Source organism: Streptomyces sp. NBC_00525, from assembly GCF_036346595.1.
GTDB lineage: Bacteria > Actinomycetota > Actinomycetes > Streptomycetales > Streptomycetaceae > Streptomyces.
In genome coordinates, this window is record NZ_CP107834.1 from 289047 (window position 1) to 305894 (window position 16848).

Annotated in this window: 16 protein-coding genes; 7 read left to right on the forward strand and 9 right to left on the reverse strand. The window is 72.8% G+C overall.

The annotated features are described in order from the left end of the window. Positions 1-20: 20 nt before the first annotated feature. From OG710_RS01235 to OG710_RS01245, 3 genes are all read left to right on the forward strand, one after another. A complete protein-coding gene (locus OG710_RS01235) occupies positions 21-1394 on the forward strand; it encodes a cryptochrome/photolyase family protein (protein WP_330237680.1) in 1374 nt (457 codons plus the stop codon). A 38-nt stretch (positions 1395-1432) separates the two neighbouring features. Continuing rightward, positions 1433-2071 carry a YoaK family protein gene (locus tag OG710_RS01240; protein ID WP_330237681.1) on the forward strand — a complete coding sequence of 213 codons (639 nt, stop codon included), beginning with the start codon at positions 1433-1435 and terminating at the stop codon, positions 2069-2071. Positions 2072-2421: 350 nt separating this feature from the next. After that, positions 2422-3879, forward strand: a complete 1458-nt coding sequence (locus tag OG710_RS01245) for a PP2C family protein-serine/threonine phosphatase (RefSeq protein ID WP_330237682.1) — start codon at positions 2422-2424, stop codon at positions 3877-3879. 30 nt (positions 3880-3909) lie between these two features. On the opposite strand, the gene OG710_RS01250 is transcribed toward OG710_RS01245, so the two are convergent. Next, the gene (locus OG710_RS01250) at positions 3910-5406 is read right to left on the reverse strand and encodes a DNA-binding protein NsdB (protein WP_330237683.1); all 1497 of its coding nucleotides are present in this window, start codon (positions 5404-5406) and stop codon (positions 3910-3912) included. Between the two features lie 231 nt (positions 5407-5637). Here OG710_RS01250 and OG710_RS01255 point away from each other — a divergent pair, with 231 nt between their 5' ends. Continuing rightward, positions 5638-6774, forward strand: coding sequence for an aminoglycoside phosphotransferase family protein (locus OG710_RS01255; RefSeq protein WP_330237684.1), 1137 nt, complete (start codon positions 5638-5640; stop codon positions 6772-6774). 285 nt (positions 6775-7059) lie between these two features. Then, a complete protein-coding gene (locus tag OG710_RS01260; protein ID WP_330237685.1) occupies positions 7060-9273 on the forward strand; it encodes a terpene synthase family protein in 2214 nt (737 codons plus the stop codon). A gap of 64 nt (positions 9274-9337) precedes the next feature. Here OG710_RS01260 and OG710_RS01265 read toward each other — a convergent pair whose 3' ends face one another. Beyond that, entirely contained in the window at positions 9338-9838 is a 501-nt protein-coding gene (locus OG710_RS01265) for a hypothetical protein (RefSeq protein WP_018550733.1), read from the reverse strand. Positions 9839-9951: 113 nt separating this feature from the next. Continuing rightward, entirely contained in the window at positions 9952-10359 is a 408-nt protein-coding gene (locus tag OG710_RS01270; RefSeq protein ID WP_330237686.1) for an ACT domain-containing protein, read from the reverse strand. A gap of 114 nt (positions 10360-10473) precedes the next feature. Between OG710_RS01270 and OG710_RS01275 the strand changes: the two genes are divergently transcribed. Together OG710_RS01275 and OG710_RS01280 are read left to right on the forward strand one after the other, a co-directional pair. Continuing rightward, complete coding sequence (locus tag OG710_RS01275) at positions 10474-11550, forward strand: right-handed parallel beta-helix repeat-containing protein (protein WP_330237687.1); 1077 nt, start codon at positions 10474-10476, stop codon at positions 11548-11550. A 35-nt stretch (positions 11551-11585) separates the two neighbouring features. Then, a complete protein-coding gene (locus tag OG710_RS01280) occupies positions 11586-12647 on the forward strand; it encodes a methyltransferase (protein ID WP_330237688.1) in 1062 nt (353 codons plus the stop codon). Positions 12648-12713: 66 nt separating this feature from the next. Here the strand turns inward: OG710_RS01280 and OG710_RS01285 are convergent, their stop codons facing one another. From OG710_RS01285 to OG710_RS01310, 6 genes are all read right to left on the reverse strand, one after another. Beyond that, the gene (locus OG710_RS01285; protein ID WP_330237689.1) at positions 12714-13046 is read right to left on the reverse strand and encodes a TcmI family type II polyketide cyclase; all 333 of its coding nucleotides are present in this window, start codon (positions 13044-13046) and stop codon (positions 12714-12716) included. 76 nt (positions 13047-13122) lie between these two features. Further along, positions 13123-13602 carry an SRPBCC family protein gene (locus OG710_RS01290; RefSeq protein ID WP_330237690.1) on the reverse strand — a complete coding sequence of 160 codons (480 nt, stop codon included), beginning with the start codon at positions 13600-13602 and terminating at the stop codon, positions 13123-13125. A gap of 1 nt (position 13603) precedes the next feature. Then, positions 13604-13861: an acyl carrier protein gene (locus tag OG710_RS01295; protein WP_111334953.1), complete on the reverse strand. Its 258-nt coding sequence runs from the start codon at positions 13859-13861 to the stop codon at positions 13604-13606. Positions 13862-13890: 29 nt separating this feature from the next. After that, positions 13891-15129 carry a beta-ketoacyl synthase N-terminal-like domain-containing protein gene (locus OG710_RS01300; protein WP_330242124.1) on the reverse strand — a complete coding sequence of 413 codons (1239 nt, stop codon included), beginning with the start codon at positions 15127-15129 and terminating at the stop codon, positions 13891-13893. Continuing rightward, positions 15129-16388, reverse strand: coding sequence for a beta-ketoacyl-[acyl-carrier-protein] synthase family protein (locus OG710_RS01305; RefSeq protein WP_111334951.1), 1260 nt, complete (start codon positions 16386-16388; stop codon positions 15129-15131). The genes OG710_RS01300 and OG710_RS01305 overlap by 1 nt, the downstream gene beginning before the upstream one ends. Next, the gene (locus OG710_RS01310; RefSeq protein ID WP_018550719.1) at positions 16385-16819 is read right to left on the reverse strand and encodes a cupin domain-containing protein; all 435 of its coding nucleotides are present in this window, start codon (positions 16817-16819) and stop codon (positions 16385-16387) included. Before OG710_RS01310 ends, OG710_RS01305 begins: the two co-directional genes overlap by 4 nt. Positions 16820-16848 lie beyond the last annotated feature (29 nt).

Genomic DNA, 16848 nt, shown 5'->3' on the forward strand with positions numbered 1-16848 from the left:
GGCCCCTTGGGAGTTGCGCCATGACCGTCGCGGTCGTCCTGTTCACCGCCGATCTCCGTCTGCACGACCATCCGCCGCTGCGCGCCGCGCTCGCGTCCGCCGACGAGGTCGTGCCGCTGTTCGTGCGCGACGACGCCATCGAGGCGGCCGGGTTCGGTGTGCCCAACCGGCGCGCCTTCCTCGCCGACTGCCTGCGCGACCTGGACGCCGGGCTGCGCGACCGGGGCGGCCGGCTCGTCGTGCGGTCCGGGGACGTGGCCGCCGAGGTGTGCGCGATCGCCGCGGAGACCGGTGCCGACGAGGTGCATGTCGCGGCGGACGTCAGCGGCTACGCCCGTCGCCGCGAGGAACGGCTGCGCGCGGCGCTGGAGTCCGCCGGGCGCCGGCTGCGCGTGCACGACGGGGTGGTCACCGCGGTCGCGCCGGGCGCGGTGACGCCCGCCGCCTCGGACCACTTCGCCGTGTTCACGCCGTACTTCAGGCGCTGGTCCGGGGAACGGCTGCGCGAGGTGTTCGGCGCGCCGAGGGCGGTCCGGGTGCCGAGCGGGCCCCGGTCGGAGGAGATCCCGGCGCGCGCCGCCGTGGACGGGGTGTCGGAAGGGCTGGCGGAGGGCGGTGAGCGGGCGGCGCGCAAGGCGTTCGCCGCGTGGCGGCGCGGGGGCCTGGAGGCTTATGCGGAGCGGAGCGACGATCTCGCGGCCGACGCCACCTCGCGTCTCTCGCCGCATCTGCACTTCGGCACCCTCTCCCCCGTCGAACTGGTGCACAGGGCGCGGGAGACGGGCGGCGCCGGGGCCGAGGCGTTCGTGCGGCAGCTGTGCTGGCGCGAGTTCCACCACCAGGTCCTCGCCGCCCGCCCGGCCGCGTCGCGCGAGGACTACCGCACCCGGCACGACCGGTGGCGCTCCGAGTCGGAGGCGGCCGCGGAGATCGAGGCGTGGCGGCAGGGGCGCACCGGCTATCCGGTGGTCGACGCCGCGATGCTTCAGCTGCGCCACGAGGGCTGGATGCACAACCGGGGCCGGCTGCTCACCGCCTCCTTCCTGACCAAGACGCTGTACGTGGACTGGCGCGTCGGCGCCCGGCACTTCCTGGACCTCCTGGTGGACGGCGACATCGCCGACAACCAGCTGAACTGGCAGTGGATGGCCGGGACCGGGACGGACAGCCGGCCCAACCGGGTGCTGAATCCGGTGGCGCAGGGCCGGCGGCTCGACCCGGACGGGGCGTACGTACGGCGCTGGGTGCCGGAGCTGGCCGCGGTGGCCGGGTCCGCGGTGCACGAGCCGTGGAAGCTGGCCGGGGAGGAGCGGGAGCGGCTGGAGTATCCGGAGCCGGTGGTGGAGCTGTCCGAGGGGCTGGACCGGTTCCGGCGTGCGCGTGGGCTGGAGTGAGGGCGGCGGGCCGGGGCACGGGGCCGCGAACGGCGCTGGTGCTGCTGTCGGCGGCGTCCGGGGCGGCGGACGCGTTCGTGTTCCTCTGCGTCGGTCAGGTCTTCGCCGGGGTGATGACCGGGAACCTGGTGCTGCTGGGGGCCGCGGCCGCCGGGGCCGGGGAGCACGGGGTGGCGCTGCGGGTGGTCACCGCGCTGGTCTCGTACGGGTGCGGGGTGGCGGGGGCGGCTCTGGCGGGCGAGCGGGTGTGGCGGCGGGTGCCCCTGATGCTGCTGGCGGAGATGGTGCTGCTGGCGGCGGGGGCCTGGCTGTGGGCGGCCGGGGTGGTGGCGTCGGAGACGGAGCGGCTGGGGCTGCTGGTGCTGCTGGGGCTGGCGATGGGCATCCAGGGGCGGGCGCGGGCGACGCCCACGAACTACTTCACGGGCACGCTGACGTCGCTGGTGGGCCGGCTGGCGGGTGAGCGGGCGTGGCGCGGTGAGGACGGCTGGACCGCGGGGCGGCTGGCGGCGGCGGTGGCGGGGGCCGCGGTCGCGGCGCTGGCGGTGCGGTTCTGGCCGGCGTCCGGCGGGGTGGCGGCCGCGGTGCTCGCGGGGGCGGCGCTCCTGGTGGAGGCCCTGGCGGCGGGAAAGGGGAAGCCCCGGCCGGATCGGGGGAATCCAGCCGGGGCGGCTTGAAGGCGGACGTTCGGAACATCGCCCGCATATAGGTGAACGATAAACCACTGCCTGGTGTTCCCGGCAGCCTCCCCCCTCGACTGTGATCCAGTGCACGGGCGCGCGCCGCGCGGAAGCCGGCCGCGCGCCCCCCACCCGAAAGCCGGTCGCACACCGCTCGACTTGCACCAACCGCCGTAAACAGCAAGGGTGTTCGAGAAAAGGTGGGCCGCGGTCAGCCGCTGGCATATGCCGGATGCAAGAAGCCATCGAGTGTTGCCAAACCGCTTACGAGCCCCTTCCGGCTGTGCGAAAGTCGTATCCGGTCCACCCTTCGTCACTGGTTGTACCGCCCTGTATCGGAGTCCTCCATGCCGTCCCCCCGCTCTGCGGACCGCCCCGCACCACACCCGCCCGAGCGCGATGCCGTCGATGCCCTCATCGACCGGACGCGCCGGCTGCGCGGCGACGTGGACGCGGTACGGCGCGACGCCGCGCGCGTGGACGAGGACGAGGACGACGCCCGGATGCGCTGGCAGCGGGCCCTGTGCGATCTGGCCGTGCACCACCTGGACGATCTCGGCGCCCACCTCGGCCAGCTCCGGGAGGGCCCGCCCGAGGAAGCCTCCGCGCCGCCCCCGCCCGATGACGGCCCGGGGACGGACCCGAAGGACCCCGCCGGCTCCCTGATCGGCCGGGTGGGCAGCGCCGAGTGGAATCTGCTCACGGACGAGGTCAGCTGGTCCGAGGAGCTGTTCCGGATCTTCGGGCGGGCCCCGGAGGCGGGCGGGCTGACGCTCGACGCGCTGCCCTCCCGGCTGCTCCCCGAGGACCAGCCCCTGCTCACCGCGCTCGTCACGGACTGCCTGGTCGACGGCAAGCCGATAGACGGCGAGTTCCGCATCAGGCACACCGACGGCCGGGTGCGCACCCTGCACATGCTGGGCGAACCCGTGCTCGACACGGACGGCCGCACCGCTTCCATGTGGGCCGTCCTGCGCGACGTCAGCGCCCTGCGCCGCAGCCAGCGCGCGGTGCGCCGCAGCCATGAGTCGCTGCGCCGCGAGGAGCACATCGCCGGCACCGAACGCCGGATCGCGGTGGAGCTCAAGGAAGCCGTGCTCCCGCCCTGGCAGACCTCCCTCCGGCTCCCCGACCGCGGTCCGGGCGCGCTGGACATCGCCGCCCACTACCTGCCGGCGGAGACGAACGCCCCGGTCGGCGGCGGCTGGTACGACGCCATGGAACTGCCGGACGGCAGGACCCTGCTCACCGTCGGCGATCTGACCGGCCACGGCATCCAGGCCACCTCCGCCATGGCCGTGGTCATGGGAGCGGTGCGCGGCATGGCGGTCGCCGGTGTCGCCCCCGGCCCCCTGCTCGGCCATCTCAATCAGTTACTGGAAACCTCCATTCAGCCGGCCCTGGGCAGCGCCGTGTGCTGCCGGTTCGACCCGGCGACCCGCACCCTGGACTGGGCGCAGGCCGGACACCCCGCACCACTGCTCTTCCGCGCCGGCACCGCACGCCCGCTGCCCCCGCCGGACGGGGTGCTGCTCGGAGCCGCCTCCGGCGTCGTGTACGAGCAGGACGAAGCGCGCCTGCTCCCCGGCGACGTGCTGCTGCTGCACACCGAGGGACTGGCCCGTGACACCGCCGGACACGGCGGTACGCACACGGGTACGGGTACGGAAAGGCTGCTGGGACTGGCCGCACGCTTCGCCGGGGCCCGTTCGGCACAGGAGTGCGTACGGGCCGTCGCCGAGGAGTTCGGCGGGATGGGACGACCGGACGACGCGTGCGTACTGATCGCCCGCGTCGGGGCGTAAAAGTCGGGGCGTAGAAGGAGAGCGAACTCCTCAGATCTCCGTGCTCCTCGGCTTCTTGGCGCGCTGCTGCTGGGGCAGTGAGATCTCGATCTCCTCGCGGAGGTCCTCGATCTTCGCGTAGCCCGCGTACTGGCCGGTGAGCCGGTACATCTCGCGCAGCCGGTCCCAGGTCCGGTGGGACGAGGTCTCCCCCATGGAGACCAGGGCGAGCCGGGCGTAGGTGTCGGCCTGTTCCGGGTCGTCGGCGATGAAGCAGGCCGAGGCGAGCGAGATGTAGTCGAAGATCCTGGACCGCTGGCGCCCTCCGGCACGCAGTTCCAGGGCCCGCTTGGCGTGCCGCTGGGCGATGACCGCCGCCGAGGGGTCGTGATCGGCGAGCGTCCGGAACGCCAGGGCCTGCATGCCGTGCATGTCGGCCTCGTCGAACATCTGCATCCAGCTGGGCGGGGGCACGTCGCTCCGGTCCGAGACGAAGAGCTCCTCCGCCCGGCCCAGGGTGCGCCGCATGGCCTGGCCCCGGCCCATGGACGCCTGCGCCCACGCCTCGATGGTGCAGAGCATCGCCTGGGTGCGGGGCAGAACGTCCTCGCCCGAGCCGGACTTGGCGAGTTTCATCAGGTCCAGCGCGTCGTCGGGACGGCCCAGGTGGACCATCTGGCGGGCCGCGCGGGACAGGGCCTCGCCCGCCCGCGGACGGTCGCCGCCCTCGCGGGCCGCGTGCGCGGCAATGACGAAGTACTTCTGCGCCGTGGGTTCGAGGCCGACGTCGTGGGACATCCACCCCGCCAGGACGGCGAGGTTGGCCGCGACGCCCCAGAGGCGCTGCTGGAGGTGGGCGGGGTGGCGGTAGGCGAGCATGCCGCCCACCTCGTTGAGCTGGCCCACGACGGCCTTGCGCTGGAGGCCGCCGCCGCGGGACGCGTCCCAGGCGCGGAACACCTCCACGGAGCGCTCCAGCGCCTCGATCTCCTCGGAGCCGATGGGTGCGGCCTCGTACCGGTCGAAGCCGGCGGGGTCCGCGTGCACCGGATCGCCTACGCGTGGGGCGTCGGCGGCCAGTACGGGGTCGGTGTGCAGCCAGTCGTGCATGGGGCCGGCGATGGTGGAGCCGGCGGCGAGCGCGGCGCCCGCGCTCACCAAGCCGCGTCGGTTGAGCATGAGGTCCATTCCCGTGAATTCGGTGAGGACCGCTGCCGTCCGTTCGGGCGCCCACGGGAGTCGGTCGGGATTGTCCTGCGTCCCGGCCTCTCGCCGCTTCCCCACACGCCCGCGCCGGCCGAACCCGAGGTCCTCGATGGTCACGACACGGCCGAGCCGCTCGGTGAACAGAGCAGCCAGCACTCTGGGCACGGGATCACGGGGGGACTCCCCCAGTTCGATCCAGCGCCTCACACGCGAGGTGTCGGTGGCCAGTTGCGGATGGCCCATGGCCGCCGCCTTCCGGTTCACCATTCTCGCGAGTTCGCCCTTGGACCAGCCGGCCAGGCCGAACAGGTCCGACAGACGGGTGTTGGGTTCTCCGGTCACGTCAAGCCCCCAGGTTCTCGGCTGTGTTGACACTAACCCCGGGTCAGATGCCTTTCGCCTATTCGCCAGGCTTCGCCAGGGCTCGCTATGTCGATACACACCCATGCGCTGTTGTCAGGTAGGAAAGCGCAACCCCGCCCGGCAGCCCTCGGTACTCCCCAGGGTGCCGAAGGGCCGCCGGTCGGGGTGGCGCACGCATCTTGTCGGCGCGCGAAGGGATCTGTCTCGCCCATGTACACAGCATCGTCCTCCGTGTCCGCCCCGCCCCGGCCGCTGCGTCCGCTCCAGGCGGGCGGCGGGCCGTACCTCGACCCGCGCGCCGCCGTCCCGGCCGCCGGCATCGGCCGGCCCCGGCGTCCGGGGGGGCCGGGCGTCCCCTCGCTCGGCGGCCGGCTGGACCTCTCGGGCCCGCAGGGCGCGCAGCTGCGCATGGTGATCGCGTCCGTGCACCGGATCTGCCCGGAGTTCAACCCGGTACAGGTGCTGCGGCGCAGCGGGCGTTCGGTGCTGCTCGTCGGTTCCACCGGACGGGCGACGGCGGTCGCGAAATGTTTACTGGACCACTCCCCCGCGTGGTCGGAACGGTTCAAGCACGAAATAGCGGTATACCGGGCGTTCGTCCGGCACCGTCCGCCGGTCCGGGCGCCCCGGCTCATCGCCGCCGATCCGGAGAACTGCACGCTGGTCATCGAGCGGATGCCCGGCCGGGTGGCCGCGCTGACGAGGCACCCGGCCGAGACCCCGCCGCGCGCGGATCTGCGGGCCGTGCTCGGCGCGATCAGCCGGGTGAACGCCTGGCGCCCGCCGGCCGGACTGTTCGACGCGCCGCTGGACTACGCCGCGCGGATCACCCGGTACCACGAGCTGGGGCTCTTCACCGACCGGGACCTGGGCGACCTGCAGAAGCTGCTGCACGGGCTCGCCCACTCCGGCGGACGGCACGCCATGGGCCAGTTCTGCCACGGGGACGCGCTGCTGTCCAACATCCTCCTGTCGCCCACCGGTCCGGTGCTGGTGGACTGGGAGCACGCGGGCTGGTACCTGCCGGGCTACGACCTGGCGACGCTGTGGACGGTGCTGGGCGACGCCCCGGTGGCGCGGCGCGAGATCAGCAAGCTGGCGCAGGTGGCCGGTCCGGCGGCGCGGGACGCGTTCCTGGTGAACCTGATGCTCGTCCTCACCCGGGAGATCCGCAGGTACGAGACGGCCGTGCAGCGGGCGATGCGGGACGCCGGCCCCGCCAGGTCCGGCCAGGACCGTCCGGGCTCGCTCGCCCCCGGCGAGGAGCAGCGGCTGCTGCTGCGCCGACTGCACGACGACTGCGCGATGGCCCGCAACGCCGTGCGGGCGGCCGTCGGAACCCGCTGACCATTTCCCCCCGCGGGGCGCGCCGCGGGCCCGGTGCCGACACACCGGTCCCGCGGCGCGCTGTTGTGTGTGCATGCCGGTGTGCACGTCTGTGTGCGTGCCCGTGTGCACGCCACCGCGTCCCGGCGTGGGAAAACCGCGCCCTTGTCCCTCGAACGGGCGTACTTCGGTGTGATTAATCGCGGATGTGCGTGCCCCGAACGGAGCAAGGGTAGTGCTCGCGCCGACAGGACCGACGCGCGTGGCCCGCCACGCGCTGGCATTTCGGAAAGGCCGGACACACTCATGGCTCAGCCGTTCACCCTGCCGGACTTCTATGTTCCGTATCCGGCGCGCCTCAATCCCCATGTGGAGGAGGCCAGAGCGCACACGAAGGCGTGGGCGCGGTCCATGGGGATGCTGGAGGGGTCGGGGATCTGGGAGGAGAAGGACCTCGACGCGCACGACTACGCGCTGCTGTGCGCGTACACGCATCCCGACTGCTCGGCGGACGCGCTGTCACTGGTCACCGACTGGTACGTGTGGGTCTTCTTCTTCGACGACCACTTCCTGGAGCTGTTCAAGCGGACCCCGGACCGGGAGGGCGGCAAGCGGTATCTGGACCGGCTGCCGGCGTTCATGCCGATGGAGCGCGGGGCGCCGATGCCGGAGCCGGAGAACCCGGTGGAGGCCGGGCTCGCCGATCTGTGGACGCGGACGGTGCCGGCGATGTCGGACGCCTGGCGGGAACGGTTCGCCGAGTCGACGCGCAACCTCCTCAACGAGTCGCTGTGGGAACTCGCGAACATCAACGAGGGCCGCATCGCCAACCCCGTCGAGTACATCGAGATGCGCCGCAAGGTGGGCGGGGCGCCCTGGTCGGCGGGGCTGGTGGAGTACGCGGCGGGGGCCGAGGTTCCGGAGGCGGTGGCCGGTGAACGCGCGCTGCGTGTCCTGCGCGACGCGTTCTCGGACGGTGTCCATCTGCGCAACGACCTTTTCTCGTATCAGCGCGAGGTGGAGGACGAGGGCGAGAACAGCAACGGGGTGCTGGTCCTGGAACGCTTCCTCGGCTGCTCGACGCAGGAGGCGGCCGAGGCGGTGAACGACCTGCTGACGTCCAGGCTCCAGCAGTTCGAGAACACCGCGCTCACCGAACTGGGTCCGCTCTGCGCGGCCAAGGGTCTCGACGCCGCGCAGACCGCCGCGGTGCTGGCCTACGTCAAGGGCCTCCAGGACTGGCAGTCGGGCGGCCACGAGTGGCACATGCGCTCCAGCCGCTACATGAACGGCGGCGGTGCGGCCGAGGCCGCGCCCGGCTTCGGGATGTCCGCCGCGTCGATCCGGTTCACCCGGCGCTCGGAGTCGGCCCGGCGGCGCAGCCACAGCCATGTGCTCTTCCAGCACGTGGGCCCGTCCCTGCTGCCGGACTTCGACATGCCCTTCGAGACGACGCTCAGCCCGCACCTGGACGGGGCGCGCGAGCGGATGGTGGTCTGGGCGGACCGGATGGGCATCCTCGGGCCGCAGCCGGGTGTGCCGGGTTCGCACATCTGGGACGAGGAGCGGCTGCGGGCGATCGACCTGCCGCTGTGCGCCGCCGGCATCCACCCGGACGCCACGCCGGAGGGCCTGGACCTGTCCTCGGGGTGGCTGGCCTGGGGGACGTACGGGGACGACTGGTTCCCCGTGGTGCACGGCCGGACGCGCGATCTGGCGGGGGCCCGGCTGGCCAACGAGCGCCTGTCGCTGTTCATGCCGCTGGACGGCGGCCCGACGCCGGAGCCGGTCAACGCGCTGGAGCGGGGCCTCGGCGATCTGTGGGAGCGCACGGCCGGGCCGATGGACGAGGCCGGCCGGTACATGTTCCGCAAGTCGATCGAGGACATGACGGAGAGCTGGCTGTGGGAGCTGGCGAACCAGGCGCAGCACCGGATTCCCGATCCGGTGGACTACGTCGAGATGCGCCGCATGACGTTCGGCTCGGACCTGACGATGAGCCTGTGCCGGCTGGGGCACGGCCGGAAGGTGCCGCCGGAGATCTACGAGAGCGGCCCGCTGCGCTCACTGGAGAACGCGGCCGCCGACTACGCGGCGCTGCTCAACGACCTGTTCTCGTACCAGAAGGAGATCGAGTACGAGGGCGAGGTGCACAACGGCGTCCTGGTGGTGCAGAACTTCTTCGGGGTGGACTACCCGACCGGGATGGCGATCCTGTACGACCTGATGAAGTCGCGGCTGCGGCAGTTCATCCATGTCGCCGAGAACGAACTGCCGGTGCTGTACGACGACTTCGGCCTCGACGCCGAGGCGCGGGAGACGCTGGCGGGCTATGTGCAGGAGCTGAAGCACTGGCTCGCGGGCATCCTGATCTGGCACCGGGGCTGCCGGCGTTATCGCGAGGAGGATCTGCGGCGCGGCACCGCGGCCCCGTGGCATCTGAACGGCCCGCAGGGGATGGGGACTTCGGCGGCGCGACTGGCGTCGCTGTTCGGTCCCCTGTCGGCGGCCGGCGTGTAGCGGTACGGGTGGGGCCCGCCGTGTTCGACACACGGCGGGCCCCACCCGGCCGGTCGGCGCGGGCTCAGCCCTGCTGGAAGAGTTCGGCGGGGAGCGGCTTCAGGAGGGTGTAGAGGTCGTCGGTGATGGGCCGGTCCCAGCTGGCGATGGTGACGAGCACCCCGTCGCTGCGGTCGAACTGCACACAGGAGATGCGGCTCTCGGAGAGTTTCACCCGGCGCACGATCAGCAGGTTGTCGCCCTGCATCACGGGCATGTCCTCGGTGCCGGTGACCTCGACCGGCTCGTCGTTCTCCAGGGCGAGCAGCAGCTGGGCCACCTCGAAGGGCACCTGTCCCTCCTCGGTCTCGCGCGCGGGCGAGCCCTCCGGGAGGTTGCCGATGATCATCGCGGGGCCGCGCCCGCCGAACAGGTCGTACCGCAGGAACACACCCTGGCAGCTGCCGTCGGGCGCGGGCAGCAGACCGGCGCCGAGGTTTCCGGGCCAGTCACCGGGGTCCATGGCCAGGACGTCGAAGTCGGGGCCCGCGGGTGTGGCGGCGCTACGGCGGCGGAGGAAGGACATGCACACATGTTACGTGTCCCAGCTCACCTCGCCGAGCCGGGCCCGGACCGGCATATGCCCAGGCCCGGCGGCACACCCGCGCACACCGCACACCCGCGCCCGCGGGCACACCCTCAGCGGGTCCGGGACTCCGCCGCGAGGCGTTCCAGCACGGCGACGGCCTCGTCGGTGCGCCCGTACGGCACGAAGAGGTGGTCGTGGTGGTATCCGGCCACCACGTTGCAGCTGATCCCGGCGTCGGTGAGGGCGAGCGACACCGCGGCGGTCAGGCCCACGGCCTCCAGCGCCGAGTGCACCCGCAGGGTGATCCAGCCCGCCGCGTAGGTGTACGGCAGCCCGGCCGCGGCTGCCTCCGCCTCGGGGAGCACCAGGGTGAGCCCCTCGGTCTCCCGGACCGTGACGACGGGGTCGACGCCGTCGGGCAGGACGCCGTCCGGCACGGTGGCGTACACGTAGCGGCCCGGCCGGCGCTCGGGGCGCAGCTCGCTCAGCAGGACTCGAAGATCGCTCTCGGGGGTCACACCGCCACGCTACCCGGCGCGGTACGGGCGCGGGCGTGAGCCATTCGGGCACGTCCCGCGTCCAACCGGTCACCGTGCGTGGCACGGGGCCGGGATCGCCCATAGCTTCGGCTCATGAGGAAACGACACATCACCCGCCTCGTGAGCATCGCGGCCGCATCGGCCGCCGGACTGGCCGTCGCGGCTCCCTCCGCGCCGGCCGCCGGCGCGGGCGCCGCACTCGTGGTGTCGCCGGGGCAGTCCATCCAGGCGGCGGTGGACGCCGCGCGGCCAGGCGACACCGTCGTCGTCCGGCCCGGCACCTATCGCGAGAGCGTGCGGATCAGCACGCCGGGGATCACCCTGCGCGGCTCCGGCGACGGCACCGTCGTCATGCCCGCCGAAGGCCGGGCCGCGTCCGGCGACGACTGCGCGGGGGCCGGCAACGGCATCTGCGTGCTGGGGACGCGGGACGCCACCGTGGACGGGGTGACCATCAGGTCCCTGCGCGTCACCGGGTTCGACCGCAGCGGCGTCTGGGCGTCCTGGACCGACCGGCTGACCGTGCGGTCGGTGACCGCCGACGCGAACGGCGTCTGGGGCATCGCGCAGCAGCGGTCCACCCGCTCCGACATCCGGGACAGCACCGCCCGCTCCAACGGCGACGCGGGCGTGTTCGTCGCCAACAGCGTGGACGAGGAGGGCGGCGCCACCGACACCGGCGGCACCCGGGTCCGGGGCAACACGCTGAGCGACAACCGGATCGGGTTCACCGCGCGGCGGGTGCGCAACCTGTCCGTGCGGGACAACACCGTCACCGCCAACTGCAGCGGGATGTTCGTCGTGGGCGACGAGGGCACCCCGCAGGCCGGTGACATGGCGGTGCGCGCCAACCGGATCACCGGCAACAACAAGTTCTGTGCCGCCACCGACCGGCTGCCCGCGATCCAGGGTTCCGGGATCGTGCTGACCGGCGCCGCGGCCACCGAGGTGCGGTCCAACGTGATCCGCGACAACGTGGGCGACACCCCGCTGTCGGGCGGTGTCGTGCTGTTCAAGAGCTTCGTGGGCGCGAAGAACAACGACAACACCGTCAGCGGCAACGTGGTCCTCGGCAACCGGCCGGCGGATCTGGCCGACCGGGACACCGGCACGGGCAACCGGTTCACCGGCAATGTCTGCACGACCTCCGCACCGGCCGGGATGTGCTGACCGGTGACCCCCCGTACGAGGAGAAGCGAGACGGCATGACCACCGTGAGCACGACCCCCGGCACCACTCCCGTCCAGCCCCTTCCCACCCCGCAGCCGGCGATGCGGCTGCGCGAGATCGTGTTCGGCGCGGCCCGCTCCGCCGCCCTGCGCGCCTGCGCCCGCCTCGGCGTCGCCGACGCGCTGGGCGAGACGCCCCAGACCCCGGAGCGGCTGGCGGCGGCGGTGGGCACCGAGGCCGGCCCGCTGCGGCGGCTGCTGCGGGCCCTGGCCTGCTACGGCGTCTTCACGGAGCACGCCGACGGCACTTTCGCGCACACCGACATGTCCCGGCTGCTGCGCGAGGACGACCCGCACAGTCTGCGGGCCATCACGCTGTGGTGCACCGAGCCCTGGACGTGGCAGGTGTGGCCGCGTCTGGAGGACGCGGTGCGCTCCGGCTCCAATGTGTTCGAGGACGTCTTCGGCAAGGAGTTCTTCGACTACCTGCACCAGGACGCCCACGAGTCGGCGCAGGTGTTCAACGAGGCGATGACCACCTCCAGCGTGCAGTCGGCGCTGGACGTGGCCGCGCTGCTCGACCTCACCGGGGTCTCGGTGGTCGCGGACATCGGCGGCGGCCAGGGGCATGTGCTGGCCGGTCTGCTGGAGAAGTACCCGTCGCTCAGCGGCACCCTGATGGATCTGCCGGGCGTGGTCGCGCGGGCCGACGGGCGGCTGCGGGAGGGCGGGGCGCTCGCCGGGCGGGCGTCGATCGTGGCCGGGGACTGCCGCGAGGGCATTCCGGTGGCCGCCGACCTCTACATCATCAAGAACATCCTGGAGTGGGACGACGACAGCACCCGCCGGGCGCTGCGCGCCGTCGTCCGGGCGGCCCGGCCCGGTGCCCGGGTCGTCGTGATCGAGAACCTGGTGGACGACACCCCGTCGATGCGGTTCACCAGCGCGATGGACCTGCTGCTGCTCCTGAACGTGGGCGGCGCCAAGCACACCCGGCAGAGTCTGGTGGACCGGCTGTCCGACGCGGGCCTGCGCATCGACGCGGTCCGGCCGGTCAACCCGTATCTGCACGCCTTCGAGTGCGTGGTCCCGGACTGATCCGCGGGCGTACGCGTGACCGCCCCGGTCCGGCAGCTGCTGCCGGACCGGGGCGGTGTCCGTGGCTCACGCGGTGGCGCCGCGCTCCCAGCGGTAGAACTCCCGGGCCATCGCGTCCTTGGGCCCGCGCCAGGTCTCGGGGTCGTAGGGGCTGACGAAGGCGGTGAGCCGTTCGCTGATGGCCTTGAACTCCGGGTGCCCGGTCACCTTGGCGATCTCCGGGCCCGGTGGTTTCTCGGACTCGATCATGTGCAGGTAGACATCGCCGAACTGGAACAGCTTGCGGCGGGTGACACCCACCAGGTGCGGTAGTTCGCTGTTGTCGGACGCGGCGAACAGCTCCGCGATGTCCGGGGCCGATCCCGGCGCCATCCGGGCGACGATCAGGGCGTGGTGCATGGGCGGGTGCCTTTCTGCTGCCCGGACCGGCCACCCGGCCGGGTGGCCGGTCCGGTGGCCGGTCCGCGGGGGCGGGTCAGTTGGCCGGGACGGCGGCGGAGCGGCGCTCGCGGTCGCGCTGCTCGATCTTCTGCCGGATCAGCTCCATCTGGATCTTGGAGTTCCGGTTGATGTTGTCGGTCATCCAGTCGTCGTCGACCGGTGCGTCGGGGCGCATCGCGAAGTCCTGCTGCCAGTGCATGCGGGTGCCGCCGGGCACCTCGGCGTACTGCCAGCGGATGTCCATGTGCTGGAACGGTCCGGGCTCGACGCGGCGGGCCCGTACGGTGCGGCCCGGACGGTCGGTGGTGCGCTCGGAGACCCAGCTCCACACCTTGCCGTTGTCGTCGGGGTGCATGGTCAGACGGAAGGCGGTGCGCTCGCCGTCCCGTTCCAGGACCTCCACGGCCGCGTACTCACTGAAGAGCTGCGGCCAGTTCTCCAGGTCGTTCGTCATCTCCCAGACGAGGTCCAGGGGGGCGGCGATGACGATCTCGTTCTCGGTGTGTCCGGACACGTCAGGCTCCTGTCATGAGGCTGTTGTTGACGAGGTCGAGGAACTCGCGGGGCGTCCTGCACCGGTCCGCGTCGGCCGGCAGCGGCCGGCCGTGCCGGTTCTCCAGTACGCCGACGATGCCGAGGAGGCCCAGCGAGTCCAGGCCGAACTCGTCGAAGGCGGTGTCGGAGCGGTTCTCCATCTCGCGGGGGTCGACGGAGAGTCCGGCACCCTTCTTCATCAGGGTGGCGAGCTCTTCGTACGTCAGTCGTTCGGTCATGAGGGAGTTCTCCTTCTCATGGGATGGGTTCACGAGGGGCGCCGCAGTACCAGGGCCGCGTTCGAGCCCATGAGGCCGCGGCTGAGCACGAGCGCGGTGCGCAGCTCGGCGGGGCGGGCCCGGCCGGTGACGACGTCGAGGTCGTGGCAGACCTCGAAGACGTTGGGCGTGGGCGGCACGAGGCCGTCCTCCATGGCCAGGACGGCGGCGGCCGCGTCCAGGACGGGCCCCCCGCAGTAGGCGCGGCCGATGCCCGTCTTGGGGGCGGTGACGGGGACGCGTCTGCTGTGCGGGCCCAGCGCGTCGGCCAGTGCCAGCGCCTCGGCCCGGTCGGCGGCCGGCGAGCCCAGCGCGTCCGCGAAGACGACGTCGACCTCGTCGGGTGCGCAGCCGGCCTCCCGCAGCGCGCCCTCGATGGCGTGGGCGAGGCCCTCGCGGGACTCCTCCCAGTGCGCGGCGGTGGTGAAGGTCGCGGCGTGGCCCGCGATCTCCGCCCGGACCCGGGCGCCGCGGTCACGGGCCACCGACTCCTCCTCGACCACGAACATCGCGCCGCCCTCGGCGGGCACGAATCCGCAGGCGTCCGAGGTGAAGGGGCGGTAGGCCCGCGTCGGGTCATCGGCCGCGCTCAGGTCGCGGTAGCCGAGCTGGCAGACCACGGAGTAGGGGGCGAGCGGGGCTTCCGCCGCGCCGACCACGACCGCGTCGGTGCCGCGCCGCACGGAGCGGTCGGCGTGCGCCAGCGCGTCGAGGCCGCCCGCCTCGTCGGCGGCCACCACCGCGCACGGTCCCTTGAAGCCGCCCCGGATGGAGATCTGGCCGGTGCTCGCCGCGTAGAACCAGGCGATCGACTGGTAGGGGCCGACGTAGGTGGAGCCCTGGCCCCACAGCCGCTGGAGTTCGCGCTGGCCGAACTCGCCGCCGCCGGAGCCGGCCGCGGTGACCACGCCCACGCCGAACGGCCGGTCCTCGTAGTCGGCGCGGCCGAGCCGGGCGTCGTCCAGGGCCATGTCGGCGGCGGCCATGGCGAAGTGCGTGAACCGGTCGGTCTGGACGAGGTAGCGCTCCTCGATGAGCGCGACCGGGTCGAAGCCGCGGACCTCGCCCGCGACGCGCAGCGGCAGGTCCTCGCACCCCTCGCGGGTGACCCGGTCCAGGACGCTCATGCCTTCCTGGGTGCGCTTCCAGAAGGCTTCGGTGCTCGTGCCGTTGGGGGCGACGACGCCGATGCCGGTGACAACGGTGCGCCGGGCCTTTCGGGTGCTCATCATGTCCTCCCTCGGGTCAGGGCCACCGCGGACTGGAAGCCGCCGAAGCCACTGCCGACCGACAGGACGCTGCGCAGCTTCAGCGGGCGGGCGGTGCGCGGCACGTAGTCGAGGTCGCACTCCGGGTCCGGGTTCCGGTAGTTCGCCGTGGGCGGCACCGTCTGGTTGACCAGGGCCAGGACGCAGGCGGCGATCTCTATCGCCCCGATCGCGCCCAGGGAGTGGCCCACCATCGACTTGATGGAGCTCATCGGCACCTTGCGGGCGTGGGCGCCGAGCGCGCGTTTGACGGCGGCGGTCTCGTGCCGGTCGTTCTGCTTGGTGCCCGAGCCGTGCGCGTTGACGTAGTCGACGTCCTGCGGGGCGATCCGGGCGTGGCCGAGCGCGCTCTCGATGGCCGCGGCCATCTCCAGGCCCTCGGGGGTGAGCCCGGTCATGTGGTACGCGTTGCCGAAGGTCGCGTAGCCGGCTATCTCGCAGTACACGGTCGCGCCGCGGGCCCTGGCGTGCTCCAGCTCCTCCAGGACGAGTACGGCGCCGCCCTCGCCCATGACGAAGCCGTCGCGGCGGGCGTCGAAGGGCCGGGAGGCGTGCTCCGGGTCGTCGTTGTTGGGGGAGGTCGCCTTGATGGCGTCGAAGCAGGCCACGGTGATCGGGGTGATCGGCGAGTCCGACGCCCCGGCGACGCAGACGTCGACGCGTCCCTCCTCGATGGAGTGGAAGGCGTAGCCGATGGCGTCCAGGCCGGAGGTGCAGCCGGTCGAGACGGTCTGCACGGGGCCGTGCGCGCCGACCTGTTCGGCGACGGCCGAGGCCAGGGTGCTGGGCGAGAAGGCGCGCTCCAGGTGGCGGTCGGCCCGGCGGTGGTCCACGTCCCAGCGGGTGCCGTGCTCGCTGACGGCGACGTAGTCGTGTTCGAGGCGGGTGGTGCCGCCGACGGCGGTGCCGAGGGAGACGCCCATCCGCCACGGGTCGGTGTGCTCCGGGTCCAGTCCGGCGTCGGCGAGCGCCTCGCGGGCGGCGACCATCGCGAACTGCACATAGCGGTCCGCGCGGGCGGTGTCCTCGTCGTCCAGGCCGTGGGCCGCCGGGTCGAAGTCGCACTCGGCGGCGATCCGGGAGCGGAAGCCCGCCGGGTCGAAGAGGGTGATGCCACGGGTCGCGGTGCGGCCGTTGGAGAGCAGGTCCCAGAAGGCCGGTGCGCCGATGCCGCCCGGTGCGACGACACCGACCCCGGTGACCGCCACGCGCCGGGTCATGACGCGGCCTCGGTTCGTTCTGGCGGGGCACCCCGCTCGGCGGTCTCGGTCACCTCGGTGTCGACGTGGCCGAGTTCGGGGCGGGGCGCGAGCGGGCCGAGGTGGAAGACCATGCGGGCCTCGGTGTCGCCGACGTTGCGGAAGCGGTGGCGCACGTGCGGGGGGATGAGCAGGCCCTGGTCGGGGCGCATGGCGTGCGTCTCCCCGTCCAGGTCGACCTCCAGGAGCCCCTGCACGACGTACACGAACTCCTCCGAGTACGGGTGGTAGTGCTCGCCGATGCGGTCGCCGGGCTCGACGATGGCCAGCCCCATGAAGCCGCTGGTGGCGCCCACCGCGGTCGGGGTGAGCAGGGCGCGCAGGTCGCCTCCGCGCCTGCGGTTGGGCTGGGTCTCACTGAGGTCCACGATGCGTGGCCGGTGGGTGGTCATGTCTGCTGTTCCTCCTGGGCGCAGGGCGC

What these genes read in the sequence shown, in the direction of transcription:
- OG710_RS01280 (WP_330237688.1), top strand. Translation starts at nt 11,586, where the DNA reads ATGACCACCGTGAGCACGACCCCCGGCACCACTCCCGTCCAGCCCCTT.
- OG710_RS01255 (WP_330237684.1), top strand. Translation starts at nt 5,638, where the DNA reads ATGTACACAGCATCGTCCTCCGTGTCCGCCCCGCCCCGGCCGCTGCGT.
- OG710_RS01305 (WP_111334951.1), bottom strand. Translation starts at nt 16,388, where the DNA reads ATGACCCGGCGCGTGGCGGTCACCGGGGTCGGTGTCGTCGCACCGGGC.
- OG710_RS01245 (WP_330237682.1), top strand. Translation starts at nt 2,422, where the DNA reads ATGCCGTCCCCCCGCTCTGCGGACCGCCCCGCACCACACCCGCCCGAG.
- OG710_RS01295 (WP_111334953.1), bottom strand. Translation starts at nt 13,861, where the DNA reads ATGACCGAACGACTGACGTACGAAGAGCTCGCCACCCTGATGAAGAAG.
- OG710_RS01310 (WP_018550719.1), bottom strand. Translation starts at nt 16,819, where the DNA reads ATGACCACCCACCGGCCACGCATCGTGGACCTCAGTGAGACCCAGCCC.
- OG710_RS01275 (WP_330237687.1), top strand. Translation starts at nt 10,474, where the DNA reads ATGAGGAAACGACACATCACCCGCCTCGTGAGCATCGCGGCCGCATCG.
- OG710_RS01300 (WP_330242124.1), bottom strand. Translation starts at nt 15,129, where the DNA reads ATGAGCACCCGAAAGGCCCGGCGCACCGTTGTCACCGGCATCGGCGTC.
- OG710_RS01235 (WP_330237680.1), top strand. Translation starts at nt 21, where the DNA reads ATGACCGTCGCGGTCGTCCTGTTCACCGCCGATCTCCGTCTGCACGAC.
- OG710_RS01260 (WP_330237685.1), top strand. Translation starts at nt 7,060, where the DNA reads ATGGCTCAGCCGTTCACCCTGCCGGACTTCTATGTTCCGTATCCGGCG.
- OG710_RS01285 (WP_330237689.1), bottom strand. Translation starts at nt 13,046, where the DNA reads ATGCACCACGCCCTGATCGTCGCCCGGATGGCGCCGGGATCGGCCCCG.
- OG710_RS01265 (WP_018550733.1), bottom strand. Translation starts at nt 9,838, where the DNA reads ATGTCCTTCCTCCGCCGCCGTAGCGCCGCCACACCCGCGGGCCCCGAC.